We start from the raw sequence: 23,958 nt of genomic DNA on the forward strand, positions 1-23,958 counted from the left end.
TGGGTGGCAGTATCGACTATTTGACTACGGAAGTGCTCAACATCACCCTCGGTTCCGGAGTGGACACGATGTTGATCGAAGGCACTAGCAGCTCCACCGCTACGACGATCGAAGGCCGCAGCGGCGACGACGTCTTCAATATCGAAGGCATCGGCGGAAACACCTTCATCTACGGCGACGCAGTCAGCGAGTCCCTCAGCGTGGGCAGCAACGTGATCGCGGTTCCTTCCGGCAACGACACCATGCGCGTCGGATCGACCTCTGGCGAAGCGGCCGACCAGTACACCAACGGTCTGCTCGACGCTATCCTCGGCGGCCAGCTCGCGCTCTTCGCCAACGGCGGCACCGACGGTCTCTTCATCTACGACTCCGGCGATACCGACAACGAAAACGGCATCCTCTACGAGAATCAGTTGCTCGGCTTCGGCATGACCAAGGGTATCGCTTACAGCGCCTTCGAACGCCTCGACCTGAACCTCGGTTCCGGCAACAACGAGCTCTACATCGCTTCCACCCACCTCGGCGCGACCTACGTTTACACCGGTGACGAAACCGTGCTCGGCGACAGCCTGAACGATATCATAAATATCAATACAACGCGTGGACCGACCACGATCGACGCCCAGGGCGGCAATGACGTCATCCGCGTCAACTACGATGCCCTCGGCGAACAGACCTTCAACTCCGGCATCGGCGGCGAGCTGAACTTGCACGGTCGCGGCGGCAGCGATCGCTACGAAGTCGGTCTGGCAGGAAGCGGCACTTCCTACATCAACATTTTCGACAAGTCGCCCAGCGACGACGCAGGCATCGACCTGCTCCGTATCTACGGAACCAAGGAAGCGGACCTCTTCCTTTTCCGCGCCAACCACGCCCAGAAGCGAGCCATCGTCGCTTCCTACGAAATCGACGCGGCCGGCGTCCCGGTTCCAGGCGGCTTCTTCGAGCGCGTTTACTACGACGCCGACATCAGCGACCTGGTGGTCGAAGGGCGCGAGGGCGACGACACATTCGTCTTCGACGACACCCTGTCCTCCATCACGGTCAACGGCTCGGAAGGCAACGACTCCTTCCAGCTCGGCCAAGTCTTCGAGTCCTCGCGCGACGACCTCAACCCAACCAGTGGGCTCGATCCGATCGACTATTTCGAAACCACCCAAACCACCCGCGGCTTCCTCAGCAACGGTCTCAGCGAGGTCGCCATCCTCAACGGTGGCGAGGGCAACGACTCCTTCACCGTCTACCGCAGCAAGGCGGAAGTCTTCATGTACGGTGACGAAGGCGACGACAACTTCCTCGTTCGCTCCTTCGTCCGCGTCAATCCGAACGACCCGAAGGCTCCGTTCGTCAACGTCAACGGTGGCCAAGGCGCCGACTTCATCGCCTTCACCGTCAACGCTCCGGTCCGCATCGAAGGCGGCGACGGATTCGATACGCTCACCGTAGTCGGTACCGAGTTCGGCGACGACTTCGTGGTCAACCAGTTCGGCGTCTACGGCGGCGGCCTCTATATTACCTACGGCGGCATCGAGAAGCTGGTGGTCAACGCCCTCGAAGGCAACGACCGCTTCTACGTGGGCGGCACCAGCGAAAACGTGGAAGTCGAAATCGTGGGCGGACTCGGCAGCGATACCTTCAACGTGGGCGGCACCGATGGCGAAACCATCACGGTGGTCAGCAACAGCCTCGGCGGCCATAGCGGCATCATCGAGCAGTTCATCGCGGCTGGCCCAGCTCTCTTCGCCGACATCTTCCTGCGCGACCTTTCGGCCAAGGTTTCCGACAACGACGAAGCCGGCATCGTCATCACCCAAGCCAAGGGGCCGCTCCGCCTCTTCGAAAACCTCAGCTTCACCGACCTCGCGGTGGCGACCTACTCGGTGGTGCTCACCCGGGCTCCGGACGAAACGGTTCGCGTATTCGTAAAGCCACAACAGCTCAGCGAGCGTCAGCGCAATTCCGGCGTCAAGAGCCTCAGCCTCGCTTCCGGCGCGGACGAGGAAACCGACCTCAGCCTCTTCAGCGAAAACGGAACGGTCCTCTTCTTCACCGCCGAGAACTGGTTTATCCCGCAGACCGTTACCGCCCTGATCCCGAACGACGATGTGGCCACCGGTCGCCGCAACCTCATCATCAACCACGCCGTGGTGCAGGGCGCCGAGTCGGGCGATGGCGATGCCTACGACGGCTTCGACATGGCAAGCGTCGCGGTGGAAGTTTACGACGACGATGCGGCCGACGTGGTGATCGTCCCTGTCGATGCCGCCGGCAAGGCGGACTTCCGCTCCATCGTTTCCGAAGATTCGGATCTGTATCAGACTGATCGATACGCGGTGGTGCTCACTCGCGAGCCGCTGGCAAATGTGAATATCACGGTCAGCAGCGAAGACGGAGACCTCGTCGTATCGACCGATGGCGGCACTTCCTTCGGCGCGACCGGCACGCTTACCTTTACCAACGATTCCGGTTCGAGCCCCTGGAGCTCCGTGCAGATCGTGCAGGTTCGGGCCGTGGACGACTCCGACGCCGAGTCGCTGCACTACGGTCGCTTGAGCCACACCATCACCACCTCTGCCGCCAGCTATTACAACCTCGACCTCGAAGCCATCGCTCGCGACCTTGCCCAGCAAATAGCAGGAGCCAACGCTGGCTATACCGCTAGCCACTCCGGCGCAGTGGTCACCGTAATTGGCCCTGCCTTCGACTTCGACATCGCCAACCCAGACTCCGGTACGATCACTTCCGCCTTCGTGGGCTCGGCAAGCGAATCGACCATCGTCGAACTCCTCTTCACCGATTCGATCGTACAGGGCGATACTTGGAAGGTGACCCTAGCAGGTACTGACATTTTTGAATACACCGTAACGGGCGCTAACGAAACGGTGGCCGACGTGCTCTCAGCTTTGGCGGACAAGATCGAATTGGTCGCTCGCTACACCGTACAGAACCTCGGCGCCTCCCTCCGCATCACCGACGAGACGACTGCCTTCAGCGCTGCAGTGACGCGCACCCCAAGTGGTGGCGCGGCGGATACGGACGCTGCAACCGTATCGCTCTACCAAACCCGCACCTTGACCCTCAGCGGCGATGTGGTTCCGGGCGAACTTTGGAACGTTGTCATCGATTCTGCGAACCCCGCTCGCGAACCGGTTACCTTGAAGTACACCGTGGGCGACAATGGCGAAGCCTACATCGTCGACCCGATCGACTTCCAAATTGCGGACGACGAAAAGCCAAGCGTCATCGTGACGGAAGGCAACGGAGGCGTAACCGTTTCCGAGCCGACCAGCCAGGTTCGCATTGGGGAGGGAAGTGTAAGTGGCGTACCAATACTGCGCGAAACCGGATTGGACCACAGCCTCGTGGGCAACAGCCAAGACTTGGAGTCCGGCTTCTGGACGCTCGTTACGAGCGGCGCGATTGTCGACTCCAGCACCGTGCCGCACGTGACAGTGGAAGGCCAAGTCTCCGGCATCAACGTGAGCGACTGGTACAAGTTTACCGTGACCAGCGGCCAGGTGATCACGGTTGACCTCGATGCCGAAGCGACCGGAGCGTCGATCCGCCTCTACGGTCCCGACCTGCTGATTCGCGGTACGGAGACCAACGCGGCGGTAGGTGTCGGCATAGACGATACCATCGTCTTCACCGCGGACGCGACCGGAACCTTCTATGTGCGCGTCACCGACACCGTAGGGGCCGCCATCGATTACCTCTTGCACGTTTCCGTGGTGGATCACACCGCGGTGGCCGTTTTCCGCGGCGACTTCGGTACTTCCGAGCTCAACGAAACCAACGAGCTGCACAACAACTACCTCGACGCCCAAAGCTTGGATCTCGGAAAGTGGGGACTCAACGGCGATGGCGATATCCTCAATGCCAATTCCGTTCCGCACTTGACCCTGCACGGCACGGGCGACGGAGAGAACGACTTCTTCAGCTTCGAGGTTACCAGCGACATGCTGACCGCAGGTGGCGGTTCCTTGACCGGTACCTTCGACATCGACCGCGGCTACCAAAACGGCGACTCCATCTTCTGGGCCTCTCGCATCACGCTCCTCAATTCGAGCGGCGATGTGATCGTGCGCGGACCGGGCGTGGCCAACCCAAGCCAAGGCGCCAACGGATCGAACAGCTGGTTCGACGACTTCCTCACCTTTACCTTCACCACCGCCGGAACCTACTATATCGAGGTTTCCGACTGGTTCGGTGGCAGAGGCTTGCCGGAAGGCATCACCTACGACCTGCAGGTCTCGTTGGAAGAGCATCCAGTCGACGGCTTCATCTTCAGCCCTGAGCCAGTCCAGGAAGACGAATACGGCAACAACGCGACTCAAAACATCGATAACGCCAACAACTTCTTCACCTTCTTCGACGCGGAAGTGGGCAATACCGATTTCGGCGGTATCCTCGATTCCAATACACCGTACGCTCGAATCCTCGGTAACGGTGACGGTTCCTACGACATCTACGCGTTCGAAATTACCTCCGCGATGCTCAACCCGCCTGCGATCGGAACCATCACCGACGTCAGCGGACTCGATAGCAGCATGTTCTTCAGCAAGCTGGTGCTCCGCTTGGAAGGCACGGTGAACACCGGCGATGTCTGGAGCCTCGGCCTCCGCTACAAGGACTACTCCTACACGGTTGAGGACGGCGATACTTTGACCGAAGTCGCGGAAGGCCTGCTCGCGGCCTTGCCGGATCGCTTCAAGGTCGCCGGTACGGATCCGGATAGCGGCGAGACCTTGAGCTCCGAAGCGAGCAGCGGCGTACTGACCATTCGCGATTCCTTTGGCTTCAACCTCAAGGGGGCAACCTTGGATGGCCTCAGCCAAAAGGTGGTCAGCGCCGGCACGGTTCGCGGTATCATCAGCATGGAGACGGCAGCCGATGCCAATATCCGTTTCGCAAGCGGTACCCTGAACCTGAGCGGCACGCCGTCCGAGACCGATACCTTCGTAGTAACCATCACCGAAAGCACCTCCGGTTCGGAGATCACGGCAAGCGCCACCGGCAGCGCCACGCTCGCTGGCGTAATCTCCAGCCTGGTCAGCGAACTGAACACCAAGGTCTACTCCGGCTTCGCGACGGCCGGCACCGACTCCATCGTATTCGCCCCGACCAGCGGCAAGAACTTCACCATCAGCTTCTCTACCAATCCGGTCCAATCCAGCGTCTCCGCAACCTTCAGCGGTACCCCGATCTCCGCGGACCGCGACGCCACTCCATTCGAATCCTTCCAGTTGGCCATCACCGGCGTGGTCAAGCGCGGCGAGACCTGGACCATTTCACTCGACGACAACACCTACACCTACGAAGTCGCAGACGGCATCACCACCAACGCCGAGCTCGCCACCGCAATCGCCAACTACGTGGTCTCGCAGGCTGGCAGTACCTACGATGTGGATACAAGCGGTTCGCTGCCAGTGCTCTCTCGCGACGACGGAACCGGCGTTCTCTATAAGGGAGTCGTCTCCGCTCCATCCGGTACGGGCACTGCTGGCTCTAGCTCCTTGGCCTCGCGCAGCGTGACCTTGAGCGCGACCTTGCAGGAAGGCGATGTCTGGACGATCCAGATCGGGACTTCCGATGCGATGACGGCGACGGTCGCTTCTGGCGAAACGCATACCACCTTGGCCAACAAGCTGGCGGCATCTCTCAGCCTCGGCGGTTACCAAGCTGAAAACGATGGAGCGGTGCTCAACGTTACCCGTACTTCGGGCAGCGGTAGCTTCACGCTCTCGCTCGACGTGGTGCCCACCGGCACCGCAGACACCAGTGTATCCGTTCAGTCTTACACTTTGACGGGTGCCGTAGTGGTAGGCCAGACTTGGGAAGTCACGCTTACCAACGGCGACGACACCGCCATCACCAACGGAACCTTCAGCTTCGAAGCGGCTTCCACCAGCTTGAGCGACATTGCGACCGGCTTGGTTGCGGCCCTTGAGGCGAGCGCCTTGACAGGTTTCAAGGCTTATAACAATGGAACGACCCTCAGCCTCGTGCGCCTCGACGGCACCGCCTTCAAGGTCAGCCTAGCAGTGACCACCGCCCTGCCAGCCGTCCATACCAAGACCTTCGTGCTGACGGGCTCTCCGGCAGCGAACGAAGATTGGACGCTCGCGATCCTGGACGCCTCCGACGATTCGATCCTCGTTTCCGCGACCGAGAAGAACAATGATCTCGATGACCTCGTCGCTGAGCTGATCGCCGCCTTGAGCAGTGTGGACGGCATCGAGGTGACTTACGAGGACAGCACCGATACCCTGACTGTCACCTTCAGCGGTTCCAAGTATGGCACGGACTTCAAGGTCAAGTTTGGCGAGGCAGCTCTGGAAGAAGAGCTCACGCCTGCGACCACGGCCGCGGACCCTGCGAACGAGCAAACCTTCACTATCTCGGGCACTCCAGCTGCAGGCACCGATTGGATGCTGGCGATTTTGGACGCGTCCGATGATTCGGTTCTGACCTCTGCGATTTCCGACGATGCGGATTTGGATACATTGTTGGACGAGCTGGTGGCAGCCTTGCCGTCCGTTACCGGTATTGACGTCACCTACGATGACTCGACCAACACGCTGACGGTTGCCTTCACGGGCGCGATGTTGGCTACCGAGTTCAAGGTGATCTTCGGCGAGTCGCTGCTGCAGACAGCTGCCACCAACCAAGTCATCTTCGACCTGCAAGGTCCCAACACCGCATCCAGCCAATGGGTGGTTACCTTGAAGGATTCCGGCGGCACAGTCGTCGAGACCACCTCGAGCGTGACCGCGGGCGCGGACCTGGATGCGACCGCTACCGCGATCGACACCGCCTTCGGCACAGTGACGGGATACACCGTGACGGCGGACGGCAGCAGCTTGATCATCGTGGAAGACAGCGACCTCGTGGGCCACACCTTGACCCAAGTTGTCACGCGTGACCTCACCGCCGATGCGTCCGACGCCATTGCGGCGCGCAAGCTGACGGTCACCGAAACTCCGGTCAACGGCACCACTTGGACCTTCTCGGTTAGCAACACGGCAGGCTCCACGGTGCTGGCAGGCGACTCCGATGCCATCTCCGGCAGCCCGACGACCACGGAAGCCCTGCAGGCCTTGCTTGCTTCGATGGATACGACGAGCTCCAGCTTCGAGCTCTTCGAAGCGGGGGGAGCGATCTATGTGGTTCGCGTGGATGCGGCGACCGACTTCGTGATCGACTTCAAGGTCGAGCGGACGCTCACCAACACGACTTCGCGCGTCGAGACGGTAACCATTAGCGGCTATCCGCACGAAACCAATGTTTGGACACTCGACCTCGGCGGCACCGAATTTACCTTCACGGTAGGCGCTATCGAAACGACGGCTGCGGTGGCGACCGGATTGGCTGCGGATATCAATGATACGACCGCCACCGGATTCGTGGCCTACGTCAACGGTTCGGTCATCACCTTGGTTCAGGTCTCCGGCAGCACGGACTTCACCCAAAGCGCCAGCGTCGCGTTTGCTGCTTCCTACACCTACGGTTCGACCGTGGTGGGCGAGGTCGAGCACGCATGGAGCTACGACGTGATTCTCAACTCCGTAGGTTCCGGCTCCAAGACGGTTTACGCCGGCGACTACTGGACGCTGCACTTCGATAGTATCGCCAGCAACATCTTATCCAACGCGGCCTCGGCAGATGCCAGCACGCTCGCAGCGATCCTGACGGACCTGAGAACGAAGGTGAGTGCGGTAAGTGGATACACGGCTACTGTCATTACTGACGGCTTGCACATCAGCGCGGACGACAAGGGGCAGATCACCTTCGATATCATCCAGCAGTTCCGCCAGTGGGCAAACGGCAATGCTTCCCACGTGGCGACCGCGGACCAAACCGAAGACGAGCGCGACTTCTACAACTCGGTTACCATTCCTATGGTGGACGATCCGTCTCCATCCCGTGGAGACGCGACTTGGTCAATCGAGCTCGATGGCACTACCTACTCGGCCAGCTTGCCAAGCAATGCCTCGCCGGAAGACTACACTCTGGAGAACGTGCTCGATCTGCTCGCTGATGAAGTGAACGACGACAGCGATTCGCCTTACACGGTTAGCGTGCTGGGTAATTCGCTAGTCGTGGAGAGCCGCGCTTCCGGCGAGAAGCACCCGTTCTTCGTCGACCTTGGCCGCGGGGGAGGTTCCGTCACTGCGGTTCTCGATATCGACTACGGCAACAAGATCCAAGGCAACGCCTACTTCTGGAACGTTCGCTACGTGGACGTCTTGGGTATTCAAACTCCGCAGTACTACGTCGACTTCGTTCCCTACACCATCACTCCATCCCTCGAACTCTTGGACGACTCAGGCAATGTCGTGCTCTACACGAGGCCGGATGGCATCGGGGGCATCGGTATCTACAATGCGAGCGGTACCTTGGTCTCCAGCCGTACGGCTTCCGAAATCGATGCCGGAAGTAACTTCGCTCTCGATCCGTTTATTGAATACGATTTCGGTGCGGACGGAAATCTGTCAGCCGGCACCTACAAGATCCGTGTCGGTTCCCATGTCGACTACGCTTCGAATTCCGTGATCGGCGGTTCCGCTTCTCCGTTCGGCGACTTCAATACGGGCGTTTGGAGCGGCCAGAGCTACAACCTGATTCTCTCCGTCCAGCGTCACGAAACGAATGCTGCCGCCATCGATTTGACCGGCAAGACGCTACGCATCACCGAAGGCGCAGGCGCCGGTACCGAGTATACGATTACCGGATACAATGGTGAGCAAAAGCTCTTCTCCCTCGATCGTGATTTCGAGCATGCGTTCTCGGCGGATCTCTCCTTCGAAATCCTCGAAACGCTCGCGACCACTCGCGTGATCGACGATAGCTACAACCTCGTTCTAAGCACCGATCCCGGCGAGAACCTCATCGTCAACGTCACGCCGAAACGCACCCGCACCTACAACTCCGACGAAGCCTTCAATCCAGAAGCCTACTTCGGCGAGCAGTACGAAGTGCAAACGCAGGTTGCCACCGGCCGCGCCGTGATCGAAGTGCTCACGCCGCCATCCGCGACTCAGCCATGGACCGTCGTCCTGACTCCGGTCAGCAGCGAAAAGGTACGCGGCACTCCGGAAGTATTGGGCGTATCCACCGCGATCGACAGCCTGCAAGATCTGATCGACCAGATCGATGCCATCAGCGGTTTCTCCGCGGAGCTGGATGCGGACGGAAACGTCTTGGTCACCTCCGACACGAGCAACATCAAGTTCTTCCTCGAAGTCTTCACCGGCGAATCGACTACGACCGACCTGACCGGTCGCGTGGAAGTTGAGTTCGCCGGACTGACCGAAGTCGGCCAAACCTGGACCTTCACTCTGGATGGCCAGACCATGAACTACACCATCTTGAGTTCCTCCTTGGTCACGGACTCTACGGTGCTCGATGAGTGGACCTATTCCGGCGGCATCTACAGCTATATCGCTTCCAGCAGCCGCAACCCGCGCCTCACCAATATCGCGGAAGCCTTCGAGCTGCTGATCTCCAAGAGCACCGGCTTCGCCAACTACGAAGTCACGCGCTACGGACGCATCCTCGATATCACCAAGAGCAGCGGCACCGTTTCCGCCACCCTCGCTTCGACCGGTTCGGTGGGTGTGCCGGAAGTGCGCGTCATCCGCGCTGTCGTGCAAAACCAAGTACTCTTCACCAGCGCCAACTGGAACACGGACCAGACCGTGGTAGTAGGCGCGGTAGACGACGACTTCATCGACGGCGGCGACGCCTTGGCCTTCGCGGCCTTCGAGCAGCGCCTCGTCGAAATTCGCGGCCCCATCACCATAAACGGTGGCCTCGGCGATACCGACGAGCGCTTCCTCACCAATCCCGTTACCCTGCCGGGCGAAACCAATTCCCCAGTGGCGGACGGTACGGTGGGCTCCGCCGGAACCGTCGAATTGGACGACGGCACCCATGGCGTCATTACCGACCGCGATGCGACGCATATCGATCCCAACGCGGGTCTGCGCCCTGGCTACGATCCGCGCATGAACGACTTCCCGTACACCATCGAGTTCCTCTCCGGCTCGGCGGACGGACGCATCCTCGAAGTGCTCGGCGTATCGGAAGACATCCTCTCCGTGGGCGATGCCATCAATCCGTTTGGCGCGAACCTCACACTGGACGGCGTTTCGCTGCCAGACCAGGCGGACCTCATGGTGCGGGCCAACCAAGTCTTCCAGAGCCTCGCCCTGAGCCCGGTCTGGTCCAAGGCCATCTACACTTTCTCGGGCGTCTACTCGCGGGGCGAGAGCATTACGCTCAACCTCGGTAGCGAGACTTACACGGTCGACACCATCACCGCCCTCGACCTCAGCTCGGTCGACACCTCCGTCGATCCCGACACTGCGACCGCTTCCGAAATCGCCGCTGCGGTCGCCTCCTTGAGCGCCTCTCTCGGTACCGGCCTCACTCTGGAAAGCTTCGCTCCCGTGGACGACCACTCCGTCGCCTCCACGGTCGTCGCTACCGCTGGCGAAGCCTTGACGAACGAAGCGATTCTCCGCCTCGCCCGCTCGGGTGCCACCGAAATCGAGTCCTACGAGCTGCTTTCCGATATCAATACCATCGGCCGCATCGTGTTCGCCATGGCAGACAAGATCAACGCGGCCGACGCCGGCTACCAAGCGGAGGTTCGTATCGGCTTGCTCGGCGAAGTCAGCCTGCTGGTCGAGCGCGAAGACGGAGGCAACTTCCAATCCGCTCTCTCCAGCAGCGAAGGCTCCGCTCGCGTCGACGAGCTCGTAACCCAGACCGGCATCCTCGAGGAGATCAATTCCGAGTCCAGCGGCGAGCTCTGGACCATGGCCGCCATCTTCCTGAAGGACACCGGCGCCGTCGGCCAAGAATGGGTCTTCAGCATCACCCAAGACGCCGTTACCACCAAGCACAAGGCTGTGGTCGAAGCGGACGACACCTTCGGTGAGGTGCTTGACCGTATCAACCAATTGGATGCAGACCTCGCGGACGACGTCGCCATCGCCGACGGCTTTGCTGCCTCCATCTCCGGCACGGAAGTCACCTTCAAGGCCAACTGGCCGATCAACCTGGCCAACGGCAAGCCGATCCTCCCGTCGGTGGGCGACTCCTACTACTACGCTCCGTACAACCCGAACTTCTTCGTCGATGAGCTCGACCAGGTCGACACCCTCAACGTCTACAACAACGACAGCCCATCCGACGACGTCGGCGTCCTGACCTCCGATCGCCTCAGCGGTCTCGGCATGGGCGGCGCCAACAGCATCGCTGGCCGCGCCTTCGAAGGCGGCATCGCCTACACCGAACTGGAAGTCTTCAATCTCCAGCTCGGTTCCGGCAACGACACGCTCCTCATCGACTCCACCCACAAGGGCAACACCCTCATCTCGGGCAACGATGGCAACGACACCTTCACCCTCCGTTCCTCGCAAGGCGACGTCGAGATCGTCGGTGGCGCGGGCAACGACTCCGTACGCGTCGGCAGCGCCTCCCACGAAGATCCAGCCGGCGACTACGTCCCATCCGACGAGAGCGGCCGCCTCGAAAACATCCACGGCCACGTCGCCTTCGACGGCGGCGCCGGCGAGAACACGCTCTTCATCGACGACCGCAGCGACAACACCACCGAAAGCGGTTCCCTCACAGGTTCGACCTTCGAAGGCTTCGGCTTCAACGGCATCAACGAAATCCAAGTCCTCACCATCTCGGCCGAGCGCGGCTTCTACCGCCTCCGTCGTGGAGATTTGGATATCCCATGGTACGCCATCAATAGCTCCGGCAGCTCCCGCGGCATGGGCTCCATCGTCTACGTGCACGACTCCTTCGGAGCCGGCGAGCTGCAGGCCGCCCTCGAATACATCTACGGCTCCGGCAACGTAAACGTTACCGAGATCGCCGCGCCAAACGACTACTCCCGCAGCTACCAGATCGTCTTCGGCGGCGACTTGGCGGGCGTGGACGTCTCCGAACTGACCTGGGCGGATCCTGCCAACCACAGCTTGACCGGCGTAGGCGGCCGCGAGCCGACGGTCTCGATCGCCACTTCCCGCAACGGCGGAGAAGGGGAGGTCACCGAGACCCACCAGATCCTCAAGATCGACGCCAGCGGCGGTACCTTCACCATCGACCTCTTCGGTCAGACCTCCTCCGATATCGCCTACAACGCGGATGCCCTGGCTCTCTTCCGGGCCATCAACGATATCCTCAACCCGGATGCGGACGAGCCGATCCTGCCGCTCACTTCGAACTTCCGCGTGGTGCGCGAAGGCGATGCTCTCCACCTGTACTTCCGCGCTGAATACATCGGCCTCGAAATTCCGCAGACCGCTATCGACGACAGCAAGCTGGTCAACGGCTCCGCTACCATCGAGACCGCCGCTCCGACCTACCGCGTGGGCGACAACCATCAGGTCCTGGCCATCGACGCCACGGCGGGTACCTTCAAGCTCCGTCTGCTCGGGCAGGAAACGGTCGACATCGCCTACGACGCGACGGCCCTCGACCTCTACAACGCGATCGACCCGATCCTCAATCCGAACAATTCCGACAACGCCCTGCCGCACACCAACAACTTCCGCGTGGTGAAGCTGGGCGACGTCTTCCACATCTACTTCCAAGGCGAGCACAGCGACTTCCGCCTCAACCCGGTCGACGTCGACCTGAGCAACCTCGTCGGCACCGCCTCGCTGGTGGTACGCGGTCCAAGCATCAGTTACTACAACGTGGCTGACCTCGACATCCATCTCGGCTCCGGCGCGGATCTGCTCAATATCCGCGGCACCACGGCCCGCACCAATGTCTACCTCGGCGGCGGCAACGACGAGGTGTATGTATCGACCCAATACAACTACAGCTTCGACAACCGCGACCGCAGCGTCCGCTACGTCGGTTCGCTCGATGGCTTGCTCGGTGTCTTGAACATCGACGGCGGCAGCGGCCGCCAGCTTGTCACCATCAGCGACGCAGGTTCGCTCATCGGCGATCCAAACGTCCAGATCCTCGACGCCATCCCCTCGCGCAACACCTTCGATCTCACCGGCGTGGATACGAGCGCGGATCTCTTCGTATTCGGACTAGCTGGCGTACCGATCACCATCAAGTCCGACTCAGCCCAAGGCGGCTTCACGCGCGGCTTCTACGTTCGCACCGGTTCCGGCAACGACACCGTCTACCTCGGCGGCAGCGCCTACACGGACGTTGCAGGGTGGACGCCAGTGACCGACATCGAGACCGGCCTCGGCGACGACGTGATCCGCGTCGACTTGAACGATCAGGACGACGGTAGTTTGATCATCAATACGCAGGGCGAATACACGCACCGCATGATCTTCCGTCGCGGCATCGACCTGGCCACCTTGATCAGCCCGATCGACGAAGTCTCCGTCTACCTCGACGGCGTCTTGATCCCGGTCGGCAAGACTCGCATCAACACCACGCAAAACGCCATCGACCTCATCCTCGACAGCAGCGTCGGTCCCTTGACCCTCAACTCCATCGTCACCGCCGTCGTGCTCAAGGAACGCAACGGCCGTCTCGACGTGGCGCCCGGCACCCTCCGCTATGAGCTGGGAGAAGAGCTGGCCGAAAACGAAAGCATCGAGCTCTACTCCGGCGACAACCTCCTGCAGGAAGGTTTCCACTACTTCCTCACTCCCGGCGGCTCCGGCACGGACATCGTCTTCAACGCCCGCTTCAACCTCTACGCCAACACCGACATCACCTACAAGATCATCACTCGACTCTCCCAGTCGGTGCCGATCGCCCAGGTGACGCTCAGCGACCGCGACTACGTCGATGCGGTGCTCACCAACTTCGGTCTCAGCATCACCACGGGCGTGGGCAACGACTTGATCAAGGGTACGCACTTCGACGACTACATCGATGCCGGCCTCGGCGACGACTTGATCTTCGGCAACGAAGGAAACGACACCATCTTCGCGGACGGTCTGCAGTCGGTCTTCTTCGGTAACGACGTCGTATTCGGCGGCGTCGGTTCCGTCACCGTCAGCGAAGGCGGCGTACTCCGTACCATCGACAGCCGCATCTCTTACCAGAAGGGACTGCCCAACGAAGGGCTCGTCTTCATGACCAGCCTGCAGACCTACACCTTCGAAAGCGAAGGCGACGACTCCATCGACGCCGGCGGCGGAAACAACATCGTCTTCGGTGGCGCCGGTAATGACACGATCACTACAGGCAGCGGATGGGATATGATCTTCGGCGATCTCGGCAAGATCGAGTACAGCTCGAACCGTCCGGCCTCCATGCAGTCCGTGACCAACGGCATCGGAATCCGCGGCAACGACGTGATCAGCGCCGGCGACGGAAGCAACTGGATCATCGGCGGCGTCGGCTCCGACCAGATAACTACCGGCGCGGGCGACGATGTCGTTCTGGGCGACCTCGGCCGCCTCGGCTTCACCTACGACATCCTCACCGATTCCTTCGCCGTCAGCCTCCTGGAATCGAGCAATCCGCTGCGCGGCGCTGCAGATACCTTGATGCTTGGCTCCGGCTACAACCTCTCGATCGGCGGCTACGGTCTGGACCGTATCGAAACATCGGGTACAGGCAGCTACACCATCCTGATGGGAGGCCGCATGGACTTCGCAGCTGGCCTGCTCTCAGCGGCCTTCCTTTACAAGCCGCTTAACGATCCCTATTTCCCAGGCTCGACGCTGGGGGACATCTTTAGCCTCAACGGAGTTCAAGTCGAACGCCTCGCGGTGAACCTGAACCTGAGCTCCGGAACCGACGAGGAGGAAATTTGAATTGGATTGCCCCTCTCAAACCACTTTTAAAGCCTTAATTGCAAGTTGCCCACAAACCATTGAAAACCATGAAGACAGAATTTTCCCACGCCTTATTCTTGTCGCTCGCAACCGCTTCGACCCTCTGGGGAACTCAGGTCGCCATCGAGCAGCCGGAGGTGATCGCTGGCCAGGTTAGCTTTGAGGGGCTTCAGTCCGACCACGCCCAGATCAACCAGTTTACGGACAAGGCGATCGTCGACTATTTTCGCTTCGATTTGATGGAAGGCGGCAGCGTGCATTTCCAGCTCCCCTCCGAGCAGGCCGCCATCTTGAACCGCATTACCGGAGCGGATCCTTCGATGCTCAACGGTAGCGTAACCGGCAACGGGCAGGTCTTCTTCGTCAATCCAGCAGGCGTTACCTTTGGGCCGGACAGCGTGGTTCGCATGGATACGTTCATGGCGATCGCCGGTCAGATCCAAAACGAGGATTTTCTAGCGGGCCAATTGAACTTCGATCTGACGGGGCAAGTCAGCAACTTCGGCTCCATCGAAGCGCTCGGCGACGTCGGCCTCTTCGGTCAGCAAGTTTTGAATACAGGCGACATCGTCTCCAAGTCGGGCGTCTCCATCCTGGCTGCCGGCGACAAGGTGATGCTGCGAGCCAATGGCAGTTCCTTGGCGGTCGAGCTAAGCGCCAGCGAGGCTCCCGTTCAGGAGGGCGTTGCCCTCGACAACTCGGGAGCGGTTAGCGGCGACGAAGTCATGTTCTCCTCGGGCGATGCCTATTCCGTCGCCCTTTCTCATAGCGGCAGCGTAAAAGCGAAGCAGTCCGCCAAGCTCTACTCCGATGGAGGACGCATCGAAGTTAGCGGCGAAGTGCTCGCCCAAGACCCAAGCGGAGCGGGGCGCATCGAAATCGGCGGCACCGACATGGGCGGTCCCGGAGCTCCCTCTGCGTCTTCGCTCGAAGTGACCGAGACTGCTCGCATCGATGCCTCTGCAGTTTCGGAAGGCGAGGGCGGTCACGTCGTATTGTATTCAAAAGGCCTGACAAGCATGCGCGGACAAGTGTCCGCTCTGGGAGCCGGTTCCGGCAAGGGCGGTTTCGTGGAAGTTTCCGGTTCCGAGCTGGATGCTGCTCTTAGCACTGCCAACGTTCAGCTGGGCAAGGGAGGCAGCCTCCTGATCGATCCCACCGACGTTACCATCGATGCCACCGCTGCCAGCAACTACGAAACGCAGCTGCAGGCCGGAACGGACGTCACGGTGACGACCTCCTCGGGAGGGACGGACGCGGGCGATATTACGTTGGCCAGTTCCATCGACAACTTTGGCTCCACCGGTGTTGGTTCGCTTACCTTAAACGCGGACAACGACATTATCATTAATGCCCTGCTCGACAATGGCGACGGCAGCATCGCCATGAATGCGGCCAACGACATCACCCTGAACGAGCAAGTCCTCACCGGAAATGTAGGAGCGGGCGCTACGATTGAAATAACGGCCTTGGGCAACCTGACTTTCAATGGTTCGGGCGGAGTTTCCTTGTTCGGCGATACCAATGTCAAGCTGAGCGCCAACCGCTTGGTCAACAACATTGGAGCGGGAGCCATCAGCCTCGCGGGTACCGGATTTTGGCAGATGGTCCTGCCGCACTGGGAAACCCAAAACCATGATTACGGGGGGCTGACGAGCGGCAATAAGGCCGTCTACGGCAGCGCGGGAACCTCCCTGGCGGCGATCAGCAAAAACGAATACCACTTTGCGGCGGCTCCGGAACTCGGCATCGCGGTGAACGACGATTCCAAGACCTACGGCGAAGCTCCCGCCAGCCTGTCCTACCAAGGTTATACTATTGATCCCGATACGATCGTAGACGCCTCCAAATACGGAAACGTTTTCACCCAGGATACGGCCGCCAATACGGTGGACGATTCTTCTATCGTCTACTCCACCGCCGGTTCGCCCACTACTGCCGCCGCAGGCGACTACTCTGACTTGGATATCTCCGGTTTTGTCAGCCTGAATGGATACACCTTCGACGTGACGCCCGGTACCTTCACGGTCAACAAACGCCCGATCCAAGTGACCGCAAACGACCGTGAGCGCATCTATGGAGATTCGCTGGCCTTGGGAACCTCGGAGTTCACCTATATCGACAGCTTCGACGGCGGCGGCGATACCACGCTGCCAAACGGCGAGGTGCTGACGACGGTCGTGCTCGGCAGCGCGACTTCGGTTGCCACCACCACCGATACGGACGTGGGCGTCTACGCGGACGAGGTCACGGTGGGCACTTTGAGCGGTACGGGCGGATTCGATGCCGACAACTACGAGCTCACTGGAATCGCTGGGGACTTGGAAGTGCTGGTGCGGCCGGTCACCGTTACAGCGACCGAACAAAACAAGTTTTACGGGCAAGTGGCCAGCTTGGACGGCACCGCTATTGCCATCACCGATAAGGATGGCGACTCCATCCTGCCTCACGGCGAGCAAATCGTGAGCGCCGGCATGACCTACGCTTTTGGTCCGGACCTCGGAGCCAGCACCATCGCCCCGGTTGGCACCACCAACAACGTGATCGAGCCGACCAGCGTTACGGGAGCCTCTGGCTTCGACGTCAGCAACTACGACATCACCTTCGCCAATGGCGATTTCCGAATCGACGCCCGTCCCGTCACCATCACTGCGAACGAGCAATCCAAGCAATACGGGCAGACGCTCACCCTCGATACGACCGACTTCACTCTCCTGGACGACCTGACCTCTGGCAGCTCGCTGCCGAACTTCGAATCGATCGACACGGTTAGCCTGAGCAGCCTTACCGGTATTGACGCGAGCACTACAGCGAGCGTGGGCACTTATGCAGACGAGCTGAAGATCTCCGGCGTCGCTACCAGCAGCAACGGCTTCAACGCCTCCAACTACGCTATCACCTTCGTAACCGGGGACCTCACCATCGATCCGCGCCAGATCACCCTGAGCGCGAACGACCAAGCGCGCCTCTACGGAGACAGCAGCGCATTGCTCGGCACGGAGTTCACCTTGGAAGACCTCGACGGAGGAAGCCTGCCCAATGGCGAGTCGATCGATACTGTCACCTTGGCCAGCGCTAACAGCGCCGACGTCACCACCGATTTGGATGTGGGCCGTTACTCCGATGACTTGACCATTACCGGCCAAAGCGGTTCGGGCGGCTTTGTCGCCTCCAACTACGCCATCGATTACGTGGCGGGAGACTTCGTGGTAAACGCCCGTCCCATCACCGTCACCGCTCTCGAGCAGAGCAAACGCTACGGCGAGGTGGTGAGCCTCGATCCCACCGAGATTGACGTCCTGGACAAGGATGGCGACTCGAGCCTGCCGCATGGCGAGCAGATCGTAAGCGCCATGCTTGCCTACGAGTTCGGTACCGACCTCGGAGCGAGCACTACGGAATCGGTGGGCACGACCACAGACGCGATTCGCCCGACTGCGGTGAGCGGCGCCTCCGGCTTCAAGGTCTCCAACTACGAGATCACGTTTGCCAATGGCGACTACCGCATCGACCCGCGTCCGATCACCGTTTCGGCGAACGAACAGTCCAAGCAGTACGGACAAACCCTTTCCTTGGATCCGGCCGCGTTTAGCGTGCTCGATACCTTGACCTCCACCAGCGTCCTGCCCAACGGCGAAACCATCGACACCGTAGCCGTGAGCAGTACCGGCGGAATCGACGCCAGCACTACGGCGAACGTCGGCACCTACGTCGACGACATCGCGATCTCGGCCGTCGACGCGACCAGCAACGGCTTTGCGGTCTCCAACTACGACATCACCTTCGTGGAAGGCGACCTTTCCGTTACGCCTCGCCAAATCACCCTCACCGCCAGCGAGCAATCGCGTCACTACGGCGATACGCTGGCTTTGGACGGCACCGCTTTCACGGTTCAGGATCTCGACGGCGGCGACTTGCCCAACGGCGAAACCATCGATACCGTTTCCTTGGCCAGCGCCAACGACGCCGACGTGACCACCGACTTGAACGTGGGAACCTACGTGGACGATCTGAGCATCACCGGCCAAAGCGGCTCCAACGGCTTCGTCGCCTCGAACTACGACATTAGCTACGTCGAAGGAGATTTCGTGGTCGACGCCCGTCCGATCACCGTAGCCGCCCTCGAGCAGAGCAAGATCTACGGCGAAGTGGAAACGCTCGACCCAAGCGTGATCAGCGTCACCGACAAGGACGGCGATTCCGCCTTGCCGCATGGCGAGCAAATCGTGAGCGCGATCCTTACCTTCGCTTTCGGCACCGATCTCGGCCTCAGCACCACCGCCTCGGTGGGCACTACCGTGGATGCCATCTTGCCCACCGGCGTCAACGGCGACTCGGGATTCTCCGTCTCCAACTACGCGATCACCTTTGTAAGCGGCGACTACCGTATCGATGCGCGTCCCATCACCGTGCTCGCCAGCCAGCAGTCCAAGCAGTATGGCGAAACCCTCGATCTCGACGGAACTGAATTCAACGTCTTCGATACGCTGACCACCACCAGCACCTTGCCGAACGGCGAGTTGATCGATGAAGTCTCGCTGGTCAGCCTGGGCGGTATCGACGCCAGCACTACGGCAAATGCCGGCATCTACGCCGACGACATTTCCATTACCGGAATCACCGACTCCAGCAACGGATTCGCCGAAAGCAACTACGATATCACCTACGTGACAGGAGCCCTGCAGGTGAAGCCGCGCGAAGTGACTCTCATCGCTAACGAGCAAGCTCGCCTCTACGGCGACACCCTCAGCTTGGACGATGCCGCCTTCACGATTCAGGATCTGGATGGCGGCGACCTGCCAAATGGAGAAAGCATCGATTCGGTCGTTCTCGCCAGTACGGATAGTTTGGATACGGATACGACCGCGAACGTGGGACTCTACGCGGACGATCTGGTGATTTCCGATCAAAGCGGCTCCAACGGCTACCTCGCCAGCAACTACAACTTCACTTACGTCGCGGGCGACATGCGGATAAACAAGCGTCCCATCAGCCTGAGCGCCAATTCCCAAGAGAAGATCTACGGCGAGACCTACGTTCTCGACGGTACGGCTTTCACTTTGGAAGACACCTACGGCGGCGCGACCCTCCCGAACGGCGAACAAGTCGATACGGTTGACCTCGTCAGCGCCGCAGGAGTGCAGGCGACCGATACGGACGCCGCCACCTACAGCGGCGACCTTTCCATCACCGGCCAGACCGGATCGAACGGCTTCGACGCTAGCAATTACGAGATCAGCTACGGGGCAGGGGACTACACGGTCAACCGCCGCGCCCTCACCATCGACCTGCTCGATCAATCCCGCTTCTTCAGCGAGACCTGGGACCTCGATCGCACCGCCTTCACGGTCTTCGACCCCTTGAGCGGCGGAAGCGCCCTTCCCAATGGCGAGCGGGTGAGCACCGTAAGCTTCCTGCCTGTCGGCAACCCAGGTTTGCGGTCGCTTCCAGGCTTGTATCCAAACGCTTTGGACGCGGATGCCGCCCAAGGCGTCAACGGATTCAAGGCTACCAATTACGCGATCACCTTTATCCCCGGAGACCTGGAAGTGAAGAACTACCCGGCTCCCGCCATCGTGCCGGGCGAGCTCTTCCCGAGCGGGCAAGACTTCTTCTTCGGAGGAAAGCCGTGGCAGGGCTTGAAGCAGGGGGCTCCGGCTCTGTCGTTGAACGGACTGCCGGAGTTGTTGGCCAGCCCGGCCTGGCAGGGCTTAAGCCGCGAAGAGCAGGAGCGCGTGCTGCGGCGGCTGGGCGAAGCCGACGGGGCTGAGGAATTCAGCGAGGAACTTCTCGAATACCTAATCGCAGATGCGAAGCAGCAATACTAGAATTCAGACCGTATCGACCATGCGAAAATTTCTCACATTCCTTTGTTTCCTCGGTTCCACGGTAGCAGCGACAGCGGCCACCATTCGTTTCGAAGGTAACAGTTCCATCAATACGGCAGACCTCTTGGCCATCCGCGTCCCGCTCGGGCAAGAGAAAGGGGAGTTCGTCCTCGACCCGCAAGGCGTTCCGGTCTCGCTCGACAAGATGATGCCGGCGTACCTGTCAGAAGACGCGGTCAACGCCATCCTGCGAGCCGTCACCGCCTACTACAATGCGGAAGGCTTCGGCGGCGCCCGGGCCGACGTGACGACGAAATCCTACAAGGCAGCCCAGGCCGGCGGCGACCTGGTCATCTACGTCACCGAGCGCACCATCCACCAAAGGTCGTCTTCCATCCAGATAGTGGGCAACCGGGCGATTCCGATTTCCGAGCTGATGAAAATTAGCGTGCCCCTGTCCCTCAAGAAGGGCCAATACGTTCCGGACGCCAACGGCATTCCTATCACCTTGGACAAGATCATGCCGGAGTACCTTTCTCCTGCCGCGATCGAAGCCATTTTGAACGAGCTAAGCCGCCACTACCAGGACGTCGGGCAACTCGCGGTGCGTTCCGACGTGACGCGCGGATCGTACGAGTCCTCCCAAGGCGGCGGCAACCTGCTCATCTCCGTTTCCGAAGGCCAGCTCGCCTCCAGCCGCGTGGTCGCCATGAATCCCGAGCAGGACGTCCCGGCCAAGGTCAAGGAACGCATCCTCAAGGCCGCCCCTCTGGAGGAGAACGACACCATCGACGGCAAGAAGCTGGATACAACCCTAGGCCAGCTCAATCGCTTCTCGCCCGACTACGTGCAGCCGGTGCTCATGCGCAACGCCGCCGGCGACCTGGAAATGGAATACCGCGTCAAGACCGGCGAGCGGGCCGGTATCGAGTATACGCTGGACAACTACGGCTCCGAACGCACCGGCGAGCATCGCCACACGGTGAAGGGCCACCTCAATCGCATCCTAACCGCCGCGGACAAGGTCGAGCTCTCCGCCACCTACAGCAAGAAGGACGACGACGATAGCCTCTTCGTGAAAGGGGAGTACCTCTTCCCGCTCGACGAAGTCGCCCGCAACCGTCTCCGCTTCAGCGGCTACTACTCGAACTACGATTCCGGCGATATCGGTGTTCAGCTTTTTGAATACAAGGGCAAGAGCGCCAGCGCCTCCGCCGCCTACGAGCGCACCCTGTGGACGCGGGACGGTATCTACTGGGACCTGTCGGCAGGCGGGCAGTACACCAAGGCCCAGCAAGACCACTCCTCGCTCGGCATTCCCGTGCAGACGGTAGACTTCCAAAACTACTTTGCCGGCATGCAGCTCAGCAAGTCGCAGGTCGACAAGTCCTGGCTGCTCGGCGGAAAGATCGAAGCAGGCTCCACCGATGCCAACGACATCGAGCTCGCTCGCATGGGCCGTCTCTACGCCGAGTCCGACTACGTGATCGGCTCCCTCTATGCGGGGTCGCGCCTGTACCTGGATTCCCTCTTCGGCGCCAAGAAACGTCGCGCCCACGAGTTCACGGCCACCGTCTCCGCCAAGACCAACTTGCAGGGCGACCGTCTGCCCGCCACCTACCTCAGCGTCTTGGGCGGCCACTCCACCGTCCGCGGCTACCCAGTGGCCAGCGCTTCGGGCGACAGCATGGTTTTCGGCCAATTCGACTATCGCTTGCACCTCAACCGTCTCGGCGAGCCGGTGGACGAAGCCGAGCAAAAGCGTCGCTGGAAGCCGCGCTTCGAAGGCGATATCCCCCCCTTGGACTTTTCCATCGGCCTCTTCACCGATATCGGAGGAATCTCCAACTACGACAAGCTGGCATTCGAGTCCGACGCGGAACTTTGGTCCGCCGGACTGGGACTCTATGGAAAGGCCAGCCAGCAGATCAATTTCAGCCTCGAGTACGCTCGAGCGCTGCTTGATGTGAACGCGTCCTCGCAGCCGGTTAACAGCGGCGACGATCAATTCTACTTCTCCATCGACCTCAACTACTAGTCGCCATGCCTTTATCAACTCGTTCCCTTCGCCATCGTTTCGCTCGATTAAGTCTGAATCGCTGTTTGGCTCGGGTAGGGCTGTCTGGCCCAGACAGCCGCTTTGCAGGAGCGAATCTCCACGGCGGACTGGGCCAGTCCGCCCTACCAGGACATGCGTGTGATCGCAACCGCAAGTCCCTTCGAAGCTCGGATCCTGCCATGCGACGCGGCGCCAGCAGTCTACGCTCTCCGAGCTACGCCTCCCATGGCGCCAGCCCTACGAGGGGCGGTATTTGGCGGAAAGCGTGCAAGCTTCTCGTTCTCGGCTCGCTTTGCGCCTGCCTCGGCAGCTTGAGCGCGGCCCCTTACCTCACCCACCTTTGGACCTACGACTCCGGCGCGGTCTCGCCCGATCCGGTGGACGCCCGCGAGATCCTCAACGTCGGCCTCAACTCCACCGTCAGCTCCTCCGGCAGCATCGCCTTCACGGTAGTGACCGGACAGAGCGAGAACAATTCCGAGCAGCGCCTCTTCTGGTTCGACAAGGAGCAAGCCGATACCGACAACCCAGCCCCGGCCTATATGAGTCCCACTTGGGAAAACGAACGATTGCTGCCGATGGTCTTTCGCCGCGACCACCTCGTGTATTCAGTCGATGGCGACGAACTGCATTCCCTCTATCGCGAGGACGACGTCTTTACGGATGCGACCATCGGCACCTTCGCGACCCTGGACACCTCGTGGATGGTCGAGAAAGCGCGTTCCCCCGGCGTTTTGTACGTTTTCGAAGGGGGGGTAGGGGACACCTCCTTCAAGCTGCACGCCTACCAGATCCTGCCCGTCTCAACCGATGAGTTGCTCGAGCCGGTTACGGTGGGAATCGACGGCGCCAACATGACTCTCTATTTCGTCACCGTAGCCGATGCGATGTACCAGCTCGAGTCCTCTCCGGACATGGCGACCTGGACGGCGGACGGCGCCCAAATCGTAGGCAACGGCGCCCAGCTCCTCATCCAACGAGCCGCCCCCGAAACCGGCGAAATGTTCTACCGCCTGCGTAAGCTCTAGCTCGCAGGAGCGTAACGCCCCCCAGGAGAAGCCGGGGGAGGCTAGGCCATACAACTAGAGCATTTTTCGTTTGATCATTCGCATAAGGTAGGGCGGGCCCGCCGGGCCCGCCGCGTCTCCCTCATCATACAGTACGACTAACTAAACGAAAACGCTCTAGCCTGGATTATTCATGAGATTCGTAGCGAGCGTTCGCGAGCCCAGTACGGAAGTGGGTTTGACGCTGGTTCGCGGGCGAGGCTGGGTTGAAA

General features: G+C 60.6%; 4 protein-coding genes (1 of these 4 cut by a window edge). All 4 read left to right on the forward strand.

Annotated elements, in window-relative coordinates:
• Positions 1-14,771 carry the final stretch of a pre-peptidase C-terminal domain-containing protein gene (locus QEH57_RS22890; protein WP_309009128.1) on the forward strand. It extends 35,050 nt beyond the left edge of the window, so the window shows 14,771 of its 49,821 coding nt (coding positions 35,051-49,821); its start codon lies off the left edge, out of view; the stop codon is at positions 14,769-14,771.
• 68 nt (positions 14,772-14,839) lie between these two features.
• Entirely contained in the window at positions 14,840-20,620 is a 5,781-nt protein-coding gene (locus QEH57_RS22895) for an MBG domain-containing protein (RefSeq protein ID WP_309009129.1), read from the forward strand.
• A 19-nt stretch (positions 20,621-20,639) separates the two neighbouring features.
• Positions 20,640-22,658, forward strand: coding sequence for a ShlB/FhaC/HecB family hemolysin secretion/activation protein (locus tag QEH57_RS22900; RefSeq protein WP_309009130.1), 2,019 nt, complete (start codon positions 20,640-20,642; stop codon positions 22,656-22,658).
• A 200-nt stretch (positions 22,659-22,858) separates the two neighbouring features.
• Positions 22,859-23,707 (forward strand): hypothetical protein, encoded by an 849-nt coding sequence (locus QEH57_RS22905; protein ID WP_309009131.1) that lies wholly within the window; start codon positions 22,859-22,861, stop codon positions 23,705-23,707.
• Positions 23,708-23,958: the final 251 nt, after the last annotated feature.

The sequence above is a fragment of the Pelagicoccus sp. SDUM812005 genome, from assembly GCF_031127875.1.
GTDB lineage: Bacteria > Verrucomicrobiota > Verrucomicrobiia > Opitutales > Opitutaceae > Pelagicoccus.